The sequence below is a fragment of the Comamonas aquatilis genome, assembly GCF_965139575.1.
GTDB lineage: Bacteria > Pseudomonadota > Gammaproteobacteria > Burkholderiales > Burkholderiaceae_C > Comamonas > Comamonas aquatilis.
In genome coordinates this window covers 257,183-278,238 of sequence record NZ_CBCSIW010000002.1, presented here as the reverse complement: position 1 = coordinate 278,238, position 21,056 = coordinate 257,183, and the positions used below count along the sequence as shown (strand labels likewise).

Sequence of the window (21,056 nt, the reverse complement as noted above, 5' to 3'; positions counted from 1 at the left end):
AGGTACCCCCACAATGGTCCAATTCTCCAGACGCCAGTTCATGAAAGTGACTGGTTCGACTCTGGCGGGATCGAGCTTGGCACTGATGGGATTCTCCCCTACAGCTGCTCTTGCTGAGGTGCGACAGTACAAGCTGTCAGCCACCACGGTCACACGCCAAACCTGCACCTACTGCTCCGTCGGTTGCGGCATCTTGATGCACTCGCTCAGCGATGGCGTCAAAAATGCCAAGCTTTCGGTGATTCACGTCGAAGGCGATCCCGACCACCCGGTCAATCGCGGCACGCTATGCCCCAAGGGCGCTTCGCTGCTCGACTTCGTGCATAGCCCCAATCGCCTCAAGTACCCTGAGTACCGCGCTCCCGGCTCCAGCGAGTGGAAGCGTCTGTCCTGGGACGATGCCCTTACCCGCATCGCCAAGCTGCTCAAGGACGACCGCGACGCCAATTTCGTCGAAAAGAACGAACAAGGTCAGACGGTGAACCGCTGGCTGACCACCGGCATGCTGGCCGCTTCGGCCTCCAGCAACGAAGCCGGCTACATCACGCACAAAGTGGCCCGTTCCTGGGGCCTTCTTGCACTCGACAACCAAGCACGTGTCTGACACGGCCCGACGGTGGCAGGTCTTGCCCCGACGTTTGGCCGTGGAGCGATGACGAACCATTGGGTCGACATCAAGAACGCGGACGTTATTTTGATCATGGGCGGTAATGCCGCCGAAGCACACCCTTGCGGTTTCAAGTGGGTGACCGAAGCGAAGGAGCACAACAAGGCTCACTTCATGGTGGTCGATCCGCGCTTCAACCGCTCTGCCTCTGTGGCCGATTTCTATGCCCCTATCCGTTCGGGCTCGGACATCGTGTTCCTGGGTGGCGTGATCAATTACCTGCTCACGAACGACAAAATCCACCACGAGTATGTGAAGAACTACACGGACTTCACGTTTATCGTGCGAGAGGACTTCGCGTTCGACGAAGGTATTTTCTCGGGCTACAACCCCGAAAAGCGCACCTACGACAAGGCGACCTGGGACTACGAGATGGGCGAGGACGGCTTTGCCAAGGTCGATCCCACGCTGGAACACCCCCGCTGCGTCTACCAGTGGCTCAAAAAGCACTACGCCAGCTACACCCCCGAGAAGGTGGAAGCAGCCTGCGGCACGCCCAAGGAAAAATTCCTGCATGTGTGCGAAAAGCTGGCTTCGACTGCCGTGCCAGGTCGCTCGGCCACCATCATGTACGCCCTGGGCTGGACCCAGCACACCACCGGCGCGCAGATGCTGCGCACCGGCGCGATGATCCAGCTGCTGCTGGGCAACATCGGCGTGGCAGGTGGCGGCATGAACGCGCTGCGCGGTCACTCCAACATCCAGGGCCTGACGGACCTGGGCATTCTGTCGGCTTCGTTACCGGGATACCTGACGCTGCCAAACGAAGCTGAACAGGATTACAACCAGTACATCGCCTCGCGCACGCCCAAGCTGCTGCGTCCCGGTCAGATGAACTACTGGTCGAATACGCCCAAGTTCCACGTCAGCCTGATGAAGGCTTGGTGGGGCCCCGCTGCGACGGCTGAAAACAACTGGGCTTTTGACTACCTGCCCAAGCTGGACAAGCAGTACGACATGCTGCAAGTGTTTGACCTGATGCGTCAGGGCAAGCTCAATGGCTACATCGCCCAGGGCTTCAACCCCCTGGCGGCGCTGGCCAACAGCAACAACGTGCGCGAAGGCCTGAAGAAGCTCAAGTTCCTGATCGTGATGGATCCGCTGGTCACCGAAACTTCCGAGTTCTGGAAAAACCACGGTGAATTCAACGATGTGGACTCGGCCTCCATCCAGACCGAAGTGTTCCGCCTGCCCACCACCTGCTTCGCGGAAGAAGATGGCGCAGTCGTGAGCTCCTCGCGCGTGCTGCAGTGGCACTGGAAGGCTGCGGAGCCTCCGGGAGAAGCCAAGACCGACATTGCCATCATGTCCGGCCTGTTCCTGCGCCTGAAGGAGCTCTATCAGAAGGACGGCGGCAAGTTCCCCGACCCCATCACCAAGCTGTACTGGCCTTATCTGCAACAGGAACACCCTGGCTCCGATGAGATTGCCAAGGAGTACAACGGCCGTGCGCTGGTGGACTTGTACGATCCCAAGGATCCGACCAAGCTCATCCGCAAGGCTGGCGAACAGCTGGCAGGTTTTGGCGAAATGCGCGATGACGGCTCCACCCTGGGTGGCTGCTGGGTCTGGGCCGGCTGCTGGACGTCTTCGGGCAACCAGATGGCACGCCGCGACAACTCGGACCCCAGCGGTCTGGGCAATACGCTGAACTGGGCCTGGGCCTGGCCGGCCAACCGCCGCGTGCTGTACAACCGTGCATCTTGCGACCGCGAAGGCAAGCCATTCAACCCCAAGCGCACCCTGGTCAAGTGGAACGGTACGAACTGGGCCGGTATCGACGTGCCCGACATGGGCCCGACCATGCCGCCAGAGACCACCAACCCCTTCATCATGAACCCTGAAGGTGTGGCCCGTCTGTTCGCCCGCAAGGGCCTGGCCGAAGGTCCGTTCCCCACGCACTACGAGGCATTTGACAACCCGCTGGGCTACAACCCCATGTACCCCAACAACAAGCTGGCTGTCATCAACCCTGCCATGCGCATCTTTGACTCCGTCAAGGACACCGCAGGCACGGCTGCCGAGTACCCGCATGTGGGCACGACCTACCGCCTGACCGAGCACTTCCACTACTGGACCAAGCACGTTCAGCTGAACAACATTGTTCAGCCCGATCAGTTCGTGGAAATCGGTGAAGCGCTGGCCAAGGAACTGGGTATCGAAACCGGCCAACAGGTCAAGGTCAGCTCCAAGCGCGGCTTTGTGAAGGCTGCAGCCATGGTGACCAAGCGCATCAAGCCCATGCAGATCGATGGCAAGACCATCCATCACGTGGGCGTGCCGATTCACTGGGGCTTCTCCTCCACGGGACGCAAGGGCTATCTGGCCAACAACCTGACGGCGTCGGTGGGTGACGGTAACAGCTTGACCCCTGAATCCAAGACCTTCCTCGTGAAGGTAGAAAAGATCTAAGGAGCAGCTGATGTCATCAACCATGTCTTTAGATATCAAGCGCCGTTCGGCCACGACGACACCTTCCCCCAGCGTGCGCGGTGCGCATGCGGGTGAAGTCGCCAAGCTGATCGACGTCTCCAAATGCATAGGCTGCAAGGCTTGCCAGACAGCGTGCATGGAGTGGAACGACCTTCGCGACGAAATCGGTACCGCTGCCGCTGGCGTCTACGACAACCCGACCGATCTGACGGCGGACTCGTGGACCGTGATGCGCTTTACCGAGTACGAAAACGAAGCGACCGGCAATCTGGAGTGGCTGATCCGCAAGGACGGCTGCATGCACTGCGAAGACCCGGGCTGCCTCAAGGCCTGCCCGTCTCCCGGCGCCATCGTCCAGTACGCCAACGGCATCGTGGACTTCCAGCAGGACCAGTGCGTTGGCTGCGGCTACTGCGTGACCGGCTGCCCGTTCAATGTTCCGCGCATCTCCAAGAAGGACCACAAGGCGTACAAGTGCACCCTGTGTTCCGACCGGGTTGCCGTGGGCAAGGAACCCGCCTGCGTCAAGACTTGCCCCACCGGCGCCATCATGTTTGGCACCAAGGAAGCAATGAAGGAACAGGCTGCGCACCGCGTGGTGGACCTCAAGGAGCGCGGCTTCGACAAGGCCGGTCTGTATGACCCCCAAGGTGTGGGTGGCACCCATGTGATGTACGTGCTGCATCACGCGGACAAGCCATCGCTGTACAAGGGCCTGCCGGACGATCCCAAGATCAGCCCCATGGTCTCTCTGTGGAAGGGTGTTGCCAAGCCTCTGGCCATGGCAGCTCTGGGTGCGGCCGCCGTTGGCAGCCTGTTCCACTACATCACCAAGGGACCGAACGACGTGTCCAAGGACCTTGAGGATGAAATGGAGCGCAAGGATGCCGAAGCGCTGAATAAGGAGTCTGGCAAATGAAACGCGATCCTCGCGACCTCGTGCGCTACAACGCATCGGAGCGCGCCAACCACTGGGTGGTAGGCATTTGCTTCATCTTGCTGGCCCTGTCCGGTCTGGCGTTCTTTCACCCGGCCTTCTTCTGGTTGACCAATCTGTTCGGTGGCGGTCCCTGGACCCGCATCCTGCACCCCTATATCGGGGTGGTCATGGGCGCGTTCTTCGTCATCATGGCCTGCCGCTTCGCCAAGCTCAACATCGTTGAACCGCGCGACATCGAATGGCTCAAGAACGTCAACAAGATGATCGACGGCGACGACCACGACATGCCCGAACAAGGCAAGTACAACGGCGGTCAAAAGCTGTTGTTCTGGGGCCTGGTGATAGGCATGCTGCTGATCGTGATCACGGGCTTTCTGATGTGGCGCGCCTGGTGGACCTTGCCCGTCGACGTGGTGCGCGCCGCTTCGGTGGTACACGCCATTGCGGCCGTGTGGATGATCGGCCTGATCATCATGCACGTGTATGCAGCCATCTGGACCCGGGGCACGATTCGCGCCATGCTCTATGGCACAGTGACCCGTGCCTGGGCCAAACAACACCACCGCGGCTGGTACCGCAAGATGACGGGTGACAACGACTAAGACTTTTAGTCCCGTCCCCTAACAACCCAGCCGCCAAGCGTTTACCGGCGCTCGGCGGCTGCTTCATTTGGAAACCCTGTCAATGCAACGCATTCTTCAACCTGGCGAAATCGAAACGCTGGATCACACCAGCTTCCCGCGCATTCTTTTGCCACAAGCGAGCAGCCTGTTTGCCGAACGCGCCGCACGCCTGCGCCAGCTGGCCAATGGCAACCCGATTGCCGACTACCTGCTGTTCGTGGCGCAAATCATGGATGCCCAGCACCAGGCCGTGGCCAGCACCGCTCTGGCAGAGCCAGATGCCGCGCTCATGGCGCGCGCCCAAGAACACTCCATGCCCTTGCTGCCGGCGCTAGAGAACATCGACCCGGCCTGGCACGGCGTGCTCGATACCATGCTCGATACGCTGCAAGGCAGCGAGCAAGGCCAGGGTCTGCCCCCGCCTCTGCAGCCGCTGATTCAGGAACTGCGTGCCATGGGCAGCGCAGAGCGCGACGACATCGCCCAAAAGCTGTTGCAAAAAGAAGTAGCGGCCCGCCATGTGGGCATGGCGCCGTTCATCATGGCCGCGCTGCAAGTCACGTTCACCCAGCGCGCGGCCGGCATCGCCTTGCGCGATATTCCCTACACCGAACCGGCCACCATCTGCCCCATCTGCGCCAGCGAGCCCGTGGCCAGCGTCACGCGCATTGGCGGCAAGGCGGCCGGCCACCGCTATCTGCATTGCGGCACCTGCGCCTGCGAGTGGCAGATGGTGCGCGTCAAATGCTCGCACTGCGAATCGACCAAGGGCATCCACTACCAGGGTGTTGAAGGCCTGGGCGAAGCCGTGCTGGCCGAGACCTGCGATGAATGCGGCAGCTATCGCAAAATCGTCAACCAGGAAAAAGACCCCATGGTCGATCCGCTGGCCGACGATCTGGCCACGCTGATGCTGGATCTGCTGATGAGCGAAACCCAGTTCCAGCGCGCCAGCCCCAATCCCCTGCTGTTCGTGGCCGTGGCCCAGGAGCAGGACTGCGATCTGGACAATACGCTGATCGACCCCTGCGTTTAAGCCGGACGCTGGGTCACAATCAAGGGCGCCGGGCAGACCCCTGCGCCCTTTTCCATTGGCCCGCAGTTTTGGATTCACTTTCTTTTTTGCAGCACCCCATGCACGCCACACAAGCGCCGACACCAGAAAAGCCTGAAGTCACCCATCCTTCCCATCTGCCTGCCGTGGACAAGGTCTTGCTGACCCCTGCCATGCAGACTTTGCGCGAGAGCTACGGTCTGGATGCCTGTACCGAGGCCGTGCGCACCGTGCTGGCCGGCCTGCGCCGCCAGTTGCTGGGCAGCGATGAGACCCCGGGCGTACCGCTATTAGTGGACATGGGCGACATGGTGCATAGCGCGCAGCAGCGGCTGGAGCAGCGCTTTGCCCCCAGGCTGCGCCCCGTCTTCAACCTCACGGGCACGGTGCTGCACACCAATCTCGGCCGTGCCCTGCTGCCGCAGGCGGCCGTGGATGCGGTGGTGGAGGCCATGACATCGGCCGCCAATCTCGAATACGACCTGGAAGACGGCAGCCGTGGCGACCGTGACGATCTGGTGGAAGCCCTGGTCTGCGAACTGACGGGCGCCGAGGCCGCCACCATCGTCAACAACAACGCCGCTGCCGTGCTGCTGGTACTGTCCACCCTGGCCATGGGCAAGGAAGTAGTGGTCTCGCGCGGCGAGCTGGTGGAAATCGGCGGCGCCTTCCGCATTCCCGATGTGATGACCCGGGCCGGGGCCCGGCTGGTGGAAGTGGGCACCACCAACCGCACCCACGAAAAAGACTATCTCGGCGCCATTGGCGAGCACACGGCCGCGCTGATGAAGGTGCACTGCAGCAATTACGCCATCACCGGCTTTACCAAGGCCGTCAGCGATGCCGATGTGGCACGCATGGCCCATGAGAACGAATTGCCCATGATCGTGGACCTGGGAAGCGGCACGCTGATCGATATGCGCGACTGGGGCCTGCCCTATGAAGTCACGGTGCGCGAAACCGTGGAGTCGGGCGCCGACATCGTCACCTTCAGCGGCGACAAGCTGCTGGGCGGCCCGCAGGCCGGCATCATCGTGGGCAAAAAAGCGCTGATCGCTCAGATCAAGAAAAATCCGCTCAAGCGCGCACTGCGCGTGGGCAAGATCACGCTGGCCGCACTGGAGCCCACGCTGCGCCTGTACCTCAACCCCGAAACCCTGGCCCGGCAGCTGACCACGCTGCGCCTGTTCACCCGCCAGGCTGTCGACATGCAGACCCAGGCCCAAGACCTGTTGGCGCCGCTGCAAGCCGCCCTGGGCGAAGCCTATGTGGTGGAAGCCGCCGCCATGACCAGCCAGATCGGCAGCGGCGCCTTGCCGGTGGAGAGCCTGCCCAGCCATGGCCTGAAAATCTACCCGGCCAGCGGCAAGCAGGCCGGTCGCCAGCTGACCCAGCTGGAGGCGCGTTTTCGCGCCCTGCCCCGCCCGGTGATCGGCCGCCTGCATGACGATGCCCTGTGGCTGGATTTGCGCTGCCTGGAAGACGGTATGCAGGCGCAGTTCACTGCCCAGCTGGCAAAGCTGTGCAGCAGCCAAAACTCTTGATTTGATAGCTGATAGCGCTTACCCAATAAGCGCCACATGCCAATTTGGCTTGATTTTTTTGACCGTACAGCCCTTGCGGGCAGGGAAAGCATTCGCATGATCATCGGCACCGCCGGCCATATTGACCACGGCAAAACCACGCTGGTGCGCGCCCTGACCGGCGTGGAGACCGACCGACTCAAGGAAGAAAAAGCGCGCGGCATCTCCATCGAGCTGGGCTACGCCTATGCGCCTCTGGCCAATGGCGATGTGCTGGGCATCATCGACGTGCCCGGCCACGAAAAATTCGTGCACACCATGGCCGCCGGCGCCGTGGGCATTGACCATGCGCTGCTGGTCATCGCCGCCGACGACGGCATCATGCCCCAGACCATTGAGCACCTTGAAATCCTGCAGCTGCTGGGCGTCACTCAGGGCACGGTGGCACTGACCAAGGTGGACCGCGTGGCCCGCGAGCGCATTGACGAGGTGCGCCTGGAGATAGCCGCCATACTCGGCGTCACCGCGCTGGCCCACGCTCCAGTGTTTGAAACCGCAGCCGCCCTGCCCAATGATCCCGGCGTCTGGGCACTGCGCCAGCATCTGGATCTGCAGGCCCAAGCCATGCCGGCACGTGCCCAGCACGGCCTGTTTCGTCTGGCGGTTGATAGAGCCTTCACGCTAGCCGGCCAGGGTACGGTGGTCACCGGCACCGTCTTCAACGGCAAAGTCGCCGTAGGCGATCAGCTGCTGCATTCGGCCACGGGCCAGACGGTGCGGGTGCGCAGCATCCATGCACAAAACCAGGCCAGCGAATCCGGCGTGGCCGGCCAGCGCTGCGCCCTCAATCTGGCGGGCATCGCCAAGGAAGACATCACGCGCGGCGACTGGATCATGGACAGGCAGTTGCTGCAGGCCACCGAGCGCATCGACATCCATCTGCACCTGCTGGCCGAGGCCCCGGCCATGGCGCAGTGGACGCCCGTCCACGTGCATCTGGGCACCAAGCGCACCACAGGCCATGTGGCCTTGCTGCAGGATGCGGCCATCGAGCCCGGCACCGAAGCCCGGGTGCAGCTGGTGCTGGACACGCCGGTGTTCGCCGTCCCCGGCGACCGCCTGATCTTGCGCAACGCCCAGGCCAGCCGCACCATCGCCGGCGGCATGGTGCTCGACCCTTATGCTCCGGCGCGCAAGCGCCGCAGCCCTGAGCGCATGGCCTATCTGGATGCGCTGGAGCAGCTCATCTACAGCGGCGACTTTGCCGCACTGATTGCCCAAGCGCCGCACGGCATACCGCGCTCGCAACTGCAGCGTTTGAGCGGACGTGCGCTGGACAGCCAGCAGCCGATGCCGGGCACCATCTCCTTGCCCATGGCCAATGGCGACGCCATGGTACTGTCCGATGCGCGCTGGCAGACCTTGCAAACCCAGCTGCTGCAGGCGCTGGCCCGCTTTCATGAAAAATCGCCGGACGAGCCCGGCGTCAACGCCGCCCGACTGCGCCGCATGGCCTTGCCCGGCCTGCTGCAGTCCAGCCACGATGCGCTCTACCAGGGCCTTGTCTCGGCCTTGCTGCAAGCCAAGCAGCTGGCCAGCAGCGGCGCCTGGCTGCATCTGCCCGAACACAGCGTTCAACTCAGCAGTGCCGAGCAAGCCCTGGCCCAGAAACTGCTGCCAGCGATTGAAGCCGGCCGCTACGACCCGCCCTGGGTACGCGATCTGGCGCGCGATCACAGCACGGGCGAAGAAGTGGTGCGCCAGCTGCTCAAAAAACTCTCACGCCAGGGCCTGCTGTTTCAGGTGGTCAAAGACCTGTTCTATGCCAGCCGCCGCATGGACGAGCTCACCACCACTTTGGCCGAACTGGCGGCTGCAGCGCCCCATGGCGAAATCCAGGCCCGCGCCTTTCGCGACGCCACCGATCTGGGGCGCAAACGCGCCATCCAGATCCTCGAATTCTTCGACCGCATAGGCTACACCCGCCGCGTGCGCGATGCCCATATGCTGCGCCCCGATGTGCAATGGAAATCCAGCTAAAAGCCCTGATGCGCAATCACCGCTTGTGCAGCCTACTATCAAACTGATAGAAGACTGCAGCACTGGGCCAAGCGGCGATTGCACCGTGGCGGCGGCAATGCTGGCTACAATCAGCACCTCTTCTACAAGAGTTGCGCTTGCGGCTCTTGCACACAAGGAAGGCAATCGTGCCCGGTGGTGCGGCCGGGCTTCAAACCCGGTGGGGGGCGTCAGCCGCTCCCGGGTTGGTTCGACTCCAGCTGCTTTCCGCCAGAATTACGGCTAATCGCCATCCAAGAAAGCCCCTTCTGGGGCTTTCTTCATTCCTGCGCCCGGTAAGGCAAAGGTTTTGGCTTGCATTCAAAACTGCAAAGTCCAATATCGGTCACGGCATGAGAGTTCAGGCGAATCGCGCCTATCCGCCATATTCGCATGTCAACACCGATGCAAGCCTAGGCCGGCTGGTCGGGCACAGATGGCGCCAACTGCTGACGCAAAGTGGCCAGGATTTCTTCCGACAGCGCCGGGTTGCCTGCGGCAGTGGCGCGAGCGAGCACCAATGCGCCCACCATGCTGCTGAGGGTCACGATGGTCTGCGTGCGCTTGGCTACGTCATCACCTTGCAGCACGCCCATGAAACGCTGGATATTGCGCTCCACTCCTTGCGCAAAAACTTCAGACATTTCGGGTCCGGCCCGCGCGGCATCTGCAGCCAATGCGGCAGCTGGGCAGCCTTCGCCAGGGTGGTCGCGATGGTTTGCCGAAAGATAGCTGTGCACCATGGCGTGAAACCTGGCTGCGGATGCTGTATCCGCTTCATGCGGCGCCAGTCCGTCTAGCGGCGTGATCGTCCATTCAAATGCGCGCAGGCAGGCTTCGCGTGCAAGCGCATCTTTGGACTCGAAATGTCGGTACAGACCACCATGCGTCAATCCAACATCACGGGTGATCTCTGCCACGCCCACACCGTCCAGGCCTTTTTCTCGATAAAGGCGCGCAGCGGCGTCCACGATACCTTCGCGATTTTCTGCGGCCTGTGCTTTGCTGACTTTCATTCGTTAGATGATAACCGTCATCAAAACTCAATTATGATTACACTCATCATCAATAAAGTTGTATCCAGCTTTTAGCGGAGTCTGGATGTGACAAACGAAAGGTGCAGCATGGGTCGACGCGTAGTCATCACCGGTTTGGGTTTGGTGTCCCCTCTTGGGTGCAATGTGGAGCTGGCCTGGCAGCGCCTGCTAGCCGGCCAGTCTGGGGTGCGCAGCCTCAATGCCGATGTGGGTGAAGGCACAGGCGTGTCGATCGCCGGCCGAGTCCCTGGCCTGGACGAAGACCCGCAGGCAGGATGGCATGCAGAGGCCGTCATATCGCCTAAAGAACTGCGCCGCATGGATCGCTTCATCGCATTTGCCCTGGGTGCCGCAGACCAGGCTCTGGCGCATGCGCAGTGGATTCATCCAAGCGCTGAACAGCAAGAGCGTGCGGCCACCATCATCGGCTCCGGTGTGGGCGGTTTCAGCACCATCACAGAAGCAGTGCGCACCACCGACAGCAAGGGCCCTCAGCGCCTGTCTCCTTTTACGGTTCCGGCCTTTCTGGCCAATTTGGCCGCCGGGCAGGTATCGATCAAGCATCAGCTCAAAGGCCCCTTGGGTGCTCCGGTCACGGCTTGCGCGGCAAGCATTCAAGCCATTGGCGATGCGGCGCGTTTGATTCGCAATGATGAAGCGGATATGGCGCTCTGCGGCGGCAGCGAAGCCACAATTGACCGGGTGGCACTGGGCAGCTTTGCGGCAGCAAAAGCTGTGGCTACCCATTTCAACGGCGATCCAGCCAAAGCGTCCCGGCCTTTCGATCTGGCGCGCGACGGTTTTGTCATGGCTGAAGGTGCAGGCCTGCTGGTGCTTGAGTCGCTAGAGCATGCCTTGGCGCGCGGGGCCAGGCCGCTGGCAGAGCTGGTGGGCTACGGCACCTCGGCCGATGCCCACCATGTCACCTCTGGGCCCGAAGATGGATCCGGCGCCGCACGTTCCATGCGCATCGCCTTGCGCCATGCGAATCTGCAAGCCGGTGATATCCAGCATCTGAATGCTCACGCAACGTCTACCCTGGTCGGCGATAGAGGTGAGCTGGCAGCCATTCGCCAAGTGTTTGGCAGCGGCCATCGCCCCTCCATCACGGCCACCAAATCCGCCGTGGGCCATATGCTGGGGGCAGCCGGTGGGGCAGCAGCCATCTTCACGGTACTGGCCTTGCGCAACCAGATCGCTCCGCCGGTGCTCAACCTGGAAAACCCGGATCCACTGGCAGATGGACTTGACCTGATCACGGGAGACGCGCGATCTCATGCAATAGAGCACGCCATGCTCAATGGATTTGGTTTCGGCGGGGTGAACGCTTCACTGATTCTGAAGCGATATGCAGACTGAGCACCGCAGCTCCATGCCAACCCATTGCCGGCTACCGCAGTGATGTTACAAACGACTTCTTTGAGCAGATAAGCACAGCTCGGCATTGACTCCAATGCCAGAAGAGACACTTGGCCGCCTCGTTGAGCTCCCTTGTGATTCGCTCATGAAGCCATCGGTAGGAATCGCGTGCATGCCGCGCATGGGCACGATACCTACGCGATAGAACGTAGGCTGGCGGGAATTCAGAGCTTCAACTCTCGACGCGGTCAGCGCGACAGTCTTTCGGGCCAGACTCTTGTGCTGCATGACCGCCAGGCATGACTGGCGAAGGTTTCCGCTAGGCTGCTTGAACCACTGCTCGCCAGGCTGCTTGAGCCCTTCTTTGCAAGGAATGCCGCTACCAGGGCATTTGCATGCCCATGTCCCATTTGATGCTGGGTTTTCAGGCAGTTGACGAGCTCCATGTGCTTCAGCGGTCCCGCAGCCTGAAGAATATCCATCCAATACGCTATGGGCTGGGCGTAAGTCTTCTCGATGGATGGGAAATAGGAGGCGGGTCCTTTTACCTTGCTGATCTCGACCATGAAGAGCTCCTTCAAAGAGTAAACGTGATGCTGGAATCAATCCTGGTGGAAATCGACACATCCAGGCTGGACGGAATGTCACGGCATTGACAAAGGGTGATCAGCAATGCCCCGTGTCCACAGCGACCTCCAAATAAGAAAATCCCTCATCAACACCTCATTGACCAAAGTTTCTCTGGGTGCTGCTTCCAACCACCAAGCCAACGCTTAAAGCAAGGGCACCACAATCGCCACGCGGCGATTTTCTGCAGCGTTGCCCGACACCAGAGGCGAAGCACTGCCCAGGCCCTTGACCTCGATGTTTTGCTTGGGCATGCCCGCTTCCATCAGCACTTCGGCCACAACCTGCGCCCGGCGTGCCGACAGCTTGAGGTTGTAGGCATCACTGCCTCTGTCGTCCGTATGGCCTTCCACGCGCAAGCGGTCTATGCCTTCTTTCATCAATGCCTGTGCAAGCTCAGTCACCTTGACGCGCGCCGCGGACCCGACTTCGGAAGAGTCGAATTCAAACAGCAGCTTGCCCGGCATCTGCAGTTCCCAGCCCTGATCCATCTGCTCGAAGCCCTGTGCACGCAGCACCTGCTGCTGTTTCACCGTCAGCCCCTTGGGCTGCGGCGGTGTCTGGCATGCGGCCAGCATCAAGACCAACGCCAGGCTTGAACCCCAGGCGCCAATGCGCCGCCCAAGCCCCATCTTCTGATTCCATTGCATATTCATTCCTCAAGTAAAGAGTGCTCGGCACGACGCGCGAGCTTGGCTTCGTACATGGCCTGGTCTGCGTAGTCCATCAATGACTCCATATCCTGGCCGTGTTGCGGAAAGACGGCTATGCCTACGCTGACCGAAGGATTCAGCAGCACACCGTTGCCGGTGATCACGGGGTCCCGCATCGCTTCCTGGATCTTGTTCGCCACGAACTGGGCATCCGCCACACCACCCACCGGGTACAGCAGGATGGAGAACTCATCGCCGCCCAAGCGGGCCACCATGTCCGATTCACGCACCAGCGACTGCAATCTGTCCGCCACGGCCTTGAGCAAGGCATCGCCTGCGGCATGGCCGTGAACGTCGTTGACGTGCTTGAAACGGTCATTGTCCAGAAACAGCACGGCCAACTTGTGTCCGGCATCGTGCGCATCGCGCAGAGCCTGCTGGAGACGCTGCTCGAAATAGACACGGTTCGCCAAACCCGTCAAACCGTCGCGCAAGGCCTGCAGCTCCAGCACCGAGTTCTGCTGCTGCAGTCGCTCGTGGCGCATCTGCAGCTCGGACAGCAGTGCGTTGAAGTCATCGCCCAGTTCGTGCAGCTCGGCAATACGGGCCGGGGGCACGCGCTGATCCATGGAACGGTCGCGCCGCACCGCGCGCGCCACCCGGGCCAGTTGTTGCAGCGGCTCGGCAATATCGGCCATCATGCGCCGTGACTGCCGCATGCCAACATAGCCGCTGATGCCCAGGCATAAGGCCAACACGGCCAGGCCGGCATAGAGAAAGTGCACAAAACCGGCCCCGTCGCTGTAGAGCAACACACGCCCGATGGGCTTGCCGTCCTGGCTGACTTCCGCCTCCCCGGGCTTTATCCCGATGACGGCAGCCAACACCTCGCCGACGCCACCCGTAGCGGACTTGCCTGACGACCAGTGCACAAAGACCTGTCCTTGCGCGTCGAACACCTGGGCTCGCGCAACATCCTCGCCGCGCAGCAGCTGCTCCAGCATCTGGCCGGCCTCATCGCGGTCGTTGAAGACCAGGGAAGCCTCAACCGTATAGGCAAGGGAGCGGGCCATTAACTGCAGGTTGTTGAGCAGATAAAAGCGCAGCACCACCACCCCGACCAGCAGCAGCAGCGCGCCGGCCAACGCAATGGCCATGCCCGCCATGCGCAGATGGGCGCGGCGAATCACCGCATGCAATGAGGCATTGCCGCCACGCATGGGAAAACTCATGGCGCAGCTTTCGATCGTGCCAGCTGCAGCACCTTGGGGCTGATGCGCAGTCCGCTGCGGGCCACCGAGTCCAGATTGACCTCGAAACCCGGCCCTTCACCCTCGCGCCGCAGGCAGAACATGGCGCCGATGCGGCACAGCGCGCTGCGCTCGCTGATGGTCAGCAGCGAGCGCCCGGCCTCCTGCCTGAGCAGGTTGCGCCACTGCGGCTCGCTCATCTCTCCGGCATAGATGCCGTCACAGTTGGAGGTTTTAAGTTGCTCCAGATCCACACGCCTGACTTCGAGGCGCTGGCCGCCAACCGCCTGTCCGGAGCTTTGCATCAGTCCGCTCGCATATTCCGTGGTCCCGACCACACACAGGTGCAGCACGGCATTTTCTGCCGGCCAGCGCGTATAGCCCAGAATGCCGATCACCGTGCGCGTTACCGCCTGCACATGCTCTTGGGCCGCCGTATCCGAGCGGGCCGCCGTGGCCGACCAGGCCAGGCAGGCCACAAGCAGGCATGCCCAGCCGCTGTTGCGGCGAAGAGACTGCGCTCCATGGCATCGACCTGGCTTGCAATATGACAACAACGGTGACAACAAGGACTCCATGAAAACAGCAGGCACAGGACTTGAGAGACGAGACGGCGAAAGCTTGCTATCCGGTTCCGTCCTCTAATCTTGTACATTTTTTCACATCTTTAGCAGTAGAGGTGTAAACCTTGCTTTGGCAGCAACAGCGGCCTCCCACTAAAGCACAGGGAATGTGCGGGCTGCCGATAATGCAACATACGCCCAACCGGCCCGCCCCGCGTCCATCGCAGGCCTGCTTGCCCTCATTGCCAGCCAGATTCCATCCATGACCACAGATACCCCTCCAGTTCCCCGACTCACCTCCCTGTCCCACGGCGGCGGTTGCGGCTGCAAGATCGCACCCGGCGTGCTGTCCGAGCTGCTGGCCAAAAGCAATCTGCCCAAGCAGTTCTTCCCCAACCTCCTGGTGGGCACGGAAACCGCCGACGATGCAGCCGTCTATCAAATCAATGACGAGCAGGCGATTGTGGCGACGACGGATTTCTTCATGCCCATCGTCGATGATCCGTTCGATTTTGGCCGCATTGCCGCCACCAATGCGCTGTCCGATATCTATGCCATGGGCGGCACGCCGCTGATGGCACTGGCCATTGTGGGCATGCCCATCAATGTGCTGCCCCATGATGTGATCGCCAAGATCCTGGAAGGCGGCGAATCCGTTTGCCGCGATGCCGGCATTCCCCTGGCCGGCGGCCACTCCATCGATTCGGTGGAGCCGATTTACGGCCTGGTGGGCATTGGCATCGTCAACCCCAAGCACATGAAGCGCAATGCCGACGCCAGGGCCGGTGATGTGCTGATTCTGGGCAAGCCGCTGGGCGTGGGCATTCTGTCGGCCGCGCTCAAGAAAAATCTGCTCGACGATGCCGGCTATGCCGCCATGGTCAAGGCCACCACCCAGCTCAACCGTCCCGGTGCCGATCTGTCCAAGCTCGACGGCGTGCATGCACTGACCGACGTGACCGGCTTTGGCCTGCTGGGCCACGGCCTGGAGCTGGCACGCGGTGCCGGCCTCACGGCCCGCATCGACAGTGCCAAGCTGCCGGTGCTGCCCACGGTGCAAGGCTTTGCCGAGCAAGGCGTCATCACCGGCGCCTCGGGTCGCAACTGGGCCTCCTATGGTGAGCAAATCGAACTGGCGGCCTCGATCACCGATGCCCAACGCGCTTTGCTGACCGACCCTCAGACTTCGGGCGGCCTGCTGGTCTCCTGCGCACCCGAGGTGGCCGAGCAGGTGCTGCAGCTGTTTGCCGCCCAGGGCTTTGCCGAGGCTGCCGTCATCGGCCATATGCAACAAGGCCAGCCCAAGGTGGTTGTGGACTGATTGCCGCCCGCGCTTACAGCCCAAGAGAGCCGTCGGCTCTCTTTTTTTCGCTCAGCGTTCAGCTGGATGCGAATGTTGCAAAAAGCCCTGCCGGTTCGCGCCGACAATACCGTCTACCCCCTGCGGCATGCCACCTTGCCATGCCGCTGCGGAACGCAATCTGGACTTTTGATGCGCCAGCCGGCCTAGGGCTGGCGCGTGTATTCTCATGACACAAAAAACAGTGGCCGTGCTGGGCGCCGGCATGGTGGGCGTGGCAATCGCCTTGGAGTTGCAGCGCCGTGGTTTGGCGGTAACGCTGCTGGACCGGCGTGCTCCCGGCCTGGAAACCTCGTACGGCAACGCCGGCGTGATTGCGCGCAGCTCGCTCATGCCTTTCAACCACCCCAAGCTATGGGGCAATCTGCCGGGGCTGCTCAAGAACCAGGGCACAGGCTTTCGCTACAACCCAGCCTTTGTCGCCGCCAATCTGCGCTGGGCCCTGGGCTTTGTCGGCAATGCGCGCGCCAGCGTGTTTGCCGAAACCACGGCCGCGCTGGATGCTCTGATCAGCCTGTCCACCGAAGAGCACAAACGCCTGCTGGGCGAAGTCAACGAACTGGGCCGGCTGCGCGACAACGGCTGGATGTTTCTCTACCGCAGCCTGCAAGCGTTTGACGCCCCTGGCGCGCAGCTGGGTCGCGAGACCATGGAGCAGTTTGGTATTGCCACGCAAACGCTGGATGCGCCAGCCATCAGCGATCTGGAGCCGGTGCTCGCGCCGGTGTTTGCCAAGGCCCTGTGGATCAAGGACAGCTACTCCGTCAACAGCCCTGGTGCCGTGGTCAAGGCCTATGCCCAGGCCTTTGTGGCCCGTGGTGGCGCGCTCAAGACCACCGAGTTGCGCACCGTGCGCCAGAGCGTGACGGGTCGCTGGTCCGTGGTGGACGGTGACGGCATCCGTGAATACGACCGCGTCGTGGTCGCCCTGGGGCCCTGGAGCAGCCAGTTCCTGGCTGGTCTGGGCATCGATGTACCCATGGGCTTTGAGCGCGGCTATCACATGCATTACGCAGCGGGCGAGGCCGCCGCCCGCCTGCAACGCCCGATATATGACACGGCAGGCGGCTATGTGCTCTCGCCCATGGAGCAAGGCCTGCGCCTGTCCACCGGCGTGGAGCTCAATGCCTGCGATGCGCCCATGAAGCCACAGCAGCTGGAGCAGGCCGAGGCCGCTGCCCGCCAAGCTCTGCCGCTGGGGCCGCGCCTGGAGCAGCCGCTGTGGATGGGCCGCCGCCCCACCCTGCCCGACAGCCGCCCCGTGATCGACGAAATGCCGGGCCGTCCCGGCCTGTGGCTGGCGTTTGGCCACCAGCACATAGGCTTTAGCACCGGACCGGGAACCGCCGCCCTGCTGGCAGCCCGCATGCTGGGCGATGCACAGCTGCCGCTGGACCCCTACCCTTTCCGTGCCAGCCGCTTTCTGTAAGCCATTCAGAACCGTGAATTTAAGGTCAAACTAGCCTCTAGCCCAATGCAGTGAAGCGCATACAGCTATTGTATAAATAGCAAAAACACCCGATCAGCCTATCGCTGACGGGTGTTTTTTCTGACGCGGGCGGCCGATTCTCAGCCGGCCTGGTTGTCTGCCACCACCTCGGCCGTGGTGCGGCGGTCGATCTTGCGGCTCAGCACCACCGAGGTATAGGTCTGCTGAATACCGTCGATCAGGCCAATACGGTCCAGCAAAGCATCGAGCTTTTCATTGCTTTCGCAACGCACAAACACCATGTAGTCGTACTGGCCGCTGACGGCCGAGACTTCCTCCACCTCGGTAAAGCGGTTCAGAGCCTGCATGACGGAGGTTGCCGTCTTGGGCTGCACGCGGATGCCGCAGTAGGCGCGCACGGCCGATTGCTCCAGCCTCGAGCCCAGGCGCACGCCATAGCCGGCAATCACGCCTTCCTGCTCCAGCTTGGCAATGCGCGCCACCACCGTGGTGCGCGCCAAGTTCATCTGCCGCGCCAGATGCGCGGTCGAGGCGCGCGCATTGGTCTGCAGCAGCCGCAGCAGCTGACGGTCGGTTTCGTCCAAACGGTATTCCATGCTCACCCCATTCTCTTCATGCTGTGGTACGCGCAAAGCTTGCTGCTGCCGTACCTGATGCTGTTCTTGCTCTCGTTCATGCGCTACACCTCTACGTCCGGGCCGGCGCATGGCTGCTGCCCAGAATCCGGCCCAGAAAGCTGCGTGTCGCCTCCTGCTGCGGATCGTCTATCACCTGCGAGGGCGGGCCTGATTCCACCACCACGCCGTCGCGCATGAAGATCACCTTGTCCGCCACTTCGCGGGCAAAAGCGATTTCGTGTGTGACCAAAATCATGGTCATACCTTCCTTGGCCAATGATTTGATGACACCCAGCACTTCTGCCACCAATTCCGGGTCCAGCGCCGAGGTCGCCTCGTCGAACAACATGACGGAAGGCTCCATGGCCAAAGCCCGTGCAATCGCCACGCGCTGCTTTTGGCCGCCAGACATTCTGTCAGGAACCATATCGGCACGGTCTGCCAAACCCACCTTGGCCAATAGCTCGCGCGCCTTGGCCTCGGCTTCGTGCCGGTTTTTCCTGAGCACCGTCACCGGCCCTTCCATGACGTTTTGCAGCACCGTCATGTGCGGGAACAGATTGAAATGCTGAAACACCATGCCGGTGCGGGCTCTGTAGCCGGCCAGCACCTTGTCGCGCGGCAGTGCCGTGTTTTTACCGCTGAAAGTGATGGATTGCTCACCCACGCGGATGTCGCCGCCATCGGGTACGGTCAGCAGATTGACGCAGCGCAGCAGCGTGGATTTGCCCGAACCCGAGGGCCCGATCAACGCCACGACGGAGCCCCGCTCCACCGTCAGCGAAATGTCTTTCAGAACGGCCAGATCGCCAAAGGACTTTTTGAGATTCTTAATCTCAATTACAGGAGCAGACATCGCTTATGCCTCCTTGGCTTGAGAGCTGTTTTGCTCTATGCGCTTGGCCCACATGGTGGCCGGCAGCAGGATCACGAAATAAGCCACGGCGATGAAGGTATAGACCTCCAGCGGACGGTAGGTGTCATGCGCAATCACCTGGCCCTGGTACAGCAGATCGGGCACGGCCAGCACGGACAGCAGCGAAGTGTTCTTGAGCTGCATGATGGACTGGCTCATCAGCGGCGGCACCATGCGCTTGAAGGCCTGCGGCAAGATGATGCGGCGCATCAGCTGAAACTGCGTCATGCCAATGGCCTGAGCGGCCTCGGTCTGGCCCGCATCGATGGAGATCACGCCGCCGCGAATGATTTCGGAATAGAAGGCCCCGCCGTACAGCGACAGGCACAGCGCAGCCGCCACCGGGGCCGACATCTCGATGCCGGTGAGCACCGGCAGCGCGTAGTAAAACCACACCAGTTGCACCAGCACCGGCGTGCAACGGAACACTTCCACAAACGCACGCAGCGGCAAGGTGATCCATTTATGGCGCGACAGCCGCCCCAGACCCGCGACCAGGCCCACGGCCAGCCCACCCGCCACACAGATGGCGGTGAACAGCAGCGTATAGCCTATGCCCTGGATGAACAGGGTCCGATACTTCCACAACAGGGAAAAATCCCATTCGTACATTGCTACTCCTGAACGACTTGCGGCTGCCTTGCATGGCAGCCGCAACAGGGGACCGGGCAAGTCCCAGTCGGAATCTATGGGTCAGTGCTTAGAACTTGACTTGCTTGGGAAAGCTCTCTGGCTTGACGCCGGCCAGCTTTTCCATGTTCTTGACGATCACCGACTGCACCTCGCCCTTGGCGCGCACATCCAGCAGCCAGGTGTTCACGGCTTTTTCAAAGTCCTTGTTGCTGCTCTTGGGCAGGCCGATATGAGTGGATGAGGTGGCCACGGGCTCGGGCACAAACATGGCACCCACATCGGGGCGCTTGGCCAGCAGCGGCTGGGCCAGCAACACCATCAGAATCTGGCAATCGGCACGGCCGGTCTGCACGGCCATTGAGGCCGCGCCCGAGCTTTCCAGGCGTGCAATATTGGCCTTGGGCAAGGTCTTGGTAGCGAACTGATCCTGGTTGGAGCCCACGTCCACCACGATCTTGACCTTGGGATCGTTCAACTGCTCCCAGGTCTTGACAGGGCCATAGCCTTTTTTGCAGACCGCCGTGAGCGTGTTGTTGAACAGCATCTCCGAGAAATCCACCATTTCACGGCGTGCAGGCGTCGGACCCATGCCGAACATCACATCGATCTTGTTGGTCTGCAGATCCATCACCGAGTTGCCCCAGGTGGTTTCCACCAGCTCCACCTTGGCACCCAGCTTCTGGGCCAGGCTGGCGGCGAAGTCGGGACCAAAGCCTTCCCATTTTTGCGACACCAGATCCTTGTGGAAATAAGGCGTGGCACCCGAAATCACCCCCACGCGCAGCGTCTTGGTGCGCTCTACACGGGCCATGGAGGATTCCTGGGCCACGGCAGCCGCGCCAACGCACAGGCTGGCAGCCAGGGCCACGGTCTGGAGAATCGAAGATTTGCTGGGCATATGCCGCTCCTGCTGGGTTCGGATCAACTTCGACTCAAATCGAACATTTATCGAAAGTAAGTCGAACAAAAGAGAGCCAGTCTATAAGCAGTTTGCAGGTGAAATTTCTTTGTTTTGACGATTCGACGCAATCATCGAATCATTTCGCAAGAAATTTAACGACATTTATTGACGTATCCGTAGTAACACTTAGGCAAAAAGCCAATTTGGTCGCCGCCACCGGCCTCAAATCGCCCGCCACCATGGGCAAAAGCCCGTTCGACTCGAAACAATCCGTCACACTGGCCCGCCGAAGTATCAAACAGGCTTCAGACGCAAACCTGTTGAGCACAAGCAGCTATCAATACTGAAGCACTGCAGCTGAACGCTGCAAAACGTCAGAAAAAGCAGCGCGG

The 21,056-nt window shown here is 61.5% G+C and carries 17 protein-coding genes, 1 tRNA gene and 1 pseudogene; 10 read left to right on the top strand and 9 right to left on the bottom strand.

Annotated elements, in window-relative coordinates; translation table 11 throughout:
- Positions 1-13 precede the first annotated feature (13 nt).
- From fdnG to ACNAZA_RS04275, 7 genes are all read left to right on the top strand, one after another.
- Positions 14-3,079 (top strand): formate dehydrogenase-N subunit alpha, encoded by a 3,066-nt coding sequence (gene fdnG / locus ACNAZA_RS04305; RefSeq protein ID WP_415795202.1) that lies wholly within the window; start codon positions 14-16, stop codon positions 3,077-3,079.
- A 10-nt stretch (positions 3,080-3,089) separates the two neighbouring features.
- Positions 3,090-4,019 (top strand): formate dehydrogenase subunit beta, encoded by a 930-nt coding sequence (fdxH, locus tag ACNAZA_RS04300; RefSeq protein WP_415795201.1) that lies wholly within the window; start codon positions 3,090-3,092, stop codon positions 4,017-4,019.
- Positions 4,016-4,642 carry a formate dehydrogenase subunit gamma gene (locus ACNAZA_RS04295; protein WP_415795200.1) on the top strand — a complete coding sequence of 209 codons (627 nt, stop codon included), beginning with the start codon at positions 4,016-4,018 and terminating at the stop codon, positions 4,640-4,642. Before fdxH ends, ACNAZA_RS04295 begins: the two co-directional genes overlap by 4 nt.
- Before the next feature lie 82 nt (positions 4,643-4,724).
- Positions 4,725-5,699: a formate dehydrogenase accessory protein FdhE gene (gene fdhE / locus ACNAZA_RS04290; RefSeq protein WP_415795198.1), complete on the top strand. Its 975-nt coding sequence runs from the start codon at positions 4,725-4,727 to the stop codon at positions 5,697-5,699.
- A gap of 98 nt (positions 5,700-5,797) precedes the next feature.
- The gene (gene selA / locus ACNAZA_RS04285) at positions 5,798-7,261 is read left to right on the top strand and encodes an L-seryl-tRNA(Sec) selenium transferase (protein WP_415795196.1); all 1,464 of its coding nucleotides are present in this window, start codon (positions 5,798-5,800) and stop codon (positions 7,259-7,261) included.
- Between the two features lie 96 nt (positions 7,262-7,357).
- Positions 7,358-9,280, top strand: coding sequence for a selenocysteine-specific translation elongation factor (gene selB, locus ACNAZA_RS04280; protein WP_415795195.1), 1,923 nt, complete (start codon positions 7,358-7,360; stop codon positions 9,278-9,280).
- A 156-nt stretch (positions 9,281-9,436) separates the two neighbouring features.
- Positions 9,437-9,532, top strand: a tRNA-Sec gene (locus ACNAZA_RS04275).
- 179 nt (positions 9,533-9,711) lie between these two features.
- On the opposite strand, the gene ACNAZA_RS04270 is transcribed toward ACNAZA_RS04275, so the two are convergent.
- Positions 9,712-10,314: a TetR/AcrR family transcriptional regulator gene (locus tag ACNAZA_RS04270; protein ID WP_415795194.1), complete on the bottom strand. Its 603-nt coding sequence runs from the start codon at positions 10,312-10,314 to the stop codon at positions 9,712-9,714.
- Positions 10,315-10,422: 108 nt separating this feature from the next.
- Between ACNAZA_RS04270 and fabF the strand changes: the two genes are divergently transcribed.
- On the top strand, positions 10,423-11,694 hold the full coding sequence (fabF, locus tag ACNAZA_RS04265; RefSeq protein ID WP_415795193.1) for a beta-ketoacyl-ACP synthase II: 1,272 nt from the start codon (positions 10,423-10,425) through the stop codon (positions 11,692-11,694).
- A gap of 362 nt (positions 11,695-12,056) precedes the next feature.
- Here the strand turns inward: fabF and ACNAZA_RS04260 are convergent.
- From ACNAZA_RS04260 to ACNAZA_RS04245, 4 genes and pseudogenes are all read right to left on the bottom strand, one after another.
- Positions 12,057-12,260: pseudogene (locus tag ACNAZA_RS04260) on the bottom strand (DUF4287 domain-containing protein); the annotation flags it as partial.
- 207 nt (positions 12,261-12,467) lie between these two features.
- Positions 12,468-12,971 (bottom strand): outer membrane lipoprotein YfiB, encoded by a 504-nt coding sequence (locus tag ACNAZA_RS04255; RefSeq protein WP_415795191.1) that lies wholly within the window; start codon positions 12,969-12,971, stop codon positions 12,468-12,470.
- A gap of 2 nt (positions 12,972-12,973) precedes the next feature.
- Positions 12,974-14,206, bottom strand: coding sequence for a diguanylate cyclase DgcN/YfiN (locus ACNAZA_RS04250; RefSeq protein ID WP_415795190.1), 1,233 nt, complete (start codon positions 14,204-14,206; stop codon positions 12,974-12,976).
- Positions 14,203-14,703 (bottom strand): regulatory sequestration protein YfiR, encoded by a 501-nt coding sequence (locus tag ACNAZA_RS04245; protein ID WP_415795189.1) that lies wholly within the window; start codon positions 14,701-14,703, stop codon positions 14,203-14,205. Before ACNAZA_RS04245 ends, ACNAZA_RS04250 begins: the two co-directional genes overlap by 4 nt.
- A 346-nt stretch (positions 14,704-15,049) precedes the next feature.
- Between ACNAZA_RS04245 and selD the strand changes: the two genes are divergently transcribed.
- Positions 15,050-16,108 carry a selenide, water dikinase SelD gene (gene selD, locus ACNAZA_RS04240; RefSeq protein ID WP_415795187.1) on the top strand — a complete coding sequence of 353 codons (1,059 nt, stop codon included), beginning with the start codon at positions 15,050-15,052 and terminating at the stop codon, positions 16,106-16,108.
- 208 nt (positions 16,109-16,316) lie between these two features.
- On the top strand, positions 16,317-17,576 hold the full coding sequence (locus tag ACNAZA_RS04235; RefSeq protein WP_415795186.1) for an NAD(P)/FAD-dependent oxidoreductase: 1,260 nt from the start codon (positions 16,317-16,319) through the stop codon (positions 17,574-17,576).
- Between the two features lie 140 nt (positions 17,577-17,716).
- Here ACNAZA_RS04235 and ACNAZA_RS04230 read toward each other — a convergent pair whose 3' ends face one another.
- The 4 genes from ACNAZA_RS04230 to ACNAZA_RS04215 form a co-directional block, all read right to left on the bottom strand.
- Positions 17,717-18,193, bottom strand: coding sequence for an Lrp/AsnC family transcriptional regulator (locus tag ACNAZA_RS04230; protein ID WP_120968193.1), 477 nt, complete (start codon positions 18,191-18,193; stop codon positions 17,717-17,719).
- Between the two features lie 91 nt (positions 18,194-18,284).
- Positions 18,285-19,070 carry an amino acid ABC transporter ATP-binding protein gene (locus ACNAZA_RS04225; protein ID WP_415795185.1) on the bottom strand — a complete coding sequence of 262 codons (786 nt, stop codon included), beginning with the start codon at positions 19,068-19,070 and terminating at the stop codon, positions 18,285-18,287.
- A 3-nt stretch (positions 19,071-19,073) separates the two neighbouring features.
- Entirely contained in the window at positions 19,074-19,742 is a 669-nt protein-coding gene (locus ACNAZA_RS04220) for an amino acid ABC transporter permease (RefSeq protein WP_120968197.1), read from the bottom strand.
- 88 nt (positions 19,743-19,830) lie between these two features.
- Entirely contained in the window at positions 19,831-20,661 is an 831-nt protein-coding gene (locus tag ACNAZA_RS04215) for a transporter substrate-binding domain-containing protein (protein ID WP_415795183.1), read from the bottom strand.
- Positions 20,662-21,056: the final 395 nt, after the last annotated feature.

Bases quoted from the DNA above. Each gene is read 5' to 3' on its own strand.
- fabF (WP_415795193.1), top strand. From the start codon at position 10,423: ATGGGTCGACGCGTAGTCATCACCGGTTTGGGTTTGGTGTCCCCTCTT.
- ACNAZA_RS04295 (WP_415795200.1), top strand. From the start codon at position 4,016: ATGAAACGCGATCCTCGCGACCTCGTGCGCTACAACGCATCGGAGCGC.
- ACNAZA_RS04250 (WP_415795190.1), bottom strand. From the start codon at position 14,206: ATGAGTTTTCCCATGCGTGGCGGCAATGCCTCATTGCATGCGGTGATT.
- selD (WP_415795187.1), top strand. From the start codon at position 15,050: ATGACCACAGATACCCCTCCAGTTCCCCGACTCACCTCCCTGTCCCAC.
- ACNAZA_RS04235 (WP_415795186.1), top strand. From the start codon at position 16,317: ATGACACAAAAAACAGTGGCCGTGCTGGGCGCCGGCATGGTGGGCGTG.
- ACNAZA_RS04215 (WP_415795183.1), bottom strand. From the start codon at position 20,661: ATGCCCAGCAAATCTTCGATTCTCCAGACCGTGGCCCTGGCTGCCAGC.
- ACNAZA_RS04230 (WP_120968193.1), bottom strand. From the start codon at position 18,193: ATGGAATACCGTTTGGACGAAACCGACCGTCAGCTGCTGCGGCTGCTG.
- ACNAZA_RS04220 (WP_120968197.1), bottom strand. From the start codon at position 19,742: ATGTACGAATGGGATTTTTCCCTGTTGTGGAAGTATCGGACCCTGTTC.
- ACNAZA_RS04270 (WP_415795194.1), bottom strand. From the start codon at position 10,314: ATGAAAGTCAGCAAAGCACAGGCCGCAGAAAATCGCGAAGGTATCGTG.
- selB (WP_415795195.1), top strand. From the start codon at position 7,358: ATGATCATCGGCACCGCCGGCCATATTGACCACGGCAAAACCACGCTG.
- fdhE (WP_415795198.1), top strand. From the start codon at position 4,725: ATGCAACGCATTCTTCAACCTGGCGAAATCGAAACGCTGGATCACACC.
- selA (WP_415795196.1), top strand. From the start codon at position 5,798: ATGCACGCCACACAAGCGCCGACACCAGAAAAGCCTGAAGTCACCCAT.
- ACNAZA_RS04225 (WP_415795185.1), bottom strand. From the start codon at position 19,070: ATGTCTGCTCCTGTAATTGAGATTAAGAATCTCAAAAAGTCCTTTGGC.
- fdxH (WP_415795201.1), top strand. From the start codon at position 3,090: ATGTCATCAACCATGTCTTTAGATATCAAGCGCCGTTCGGCCACGACG.
- ACNAZA_RS04255 (WP_415795191.1), bottom strand. From the start codon at position 12,971: ATGCAATGGAATCAGAAGATGGGGCTTGGGCGGCGCATTGGCGCCTGG.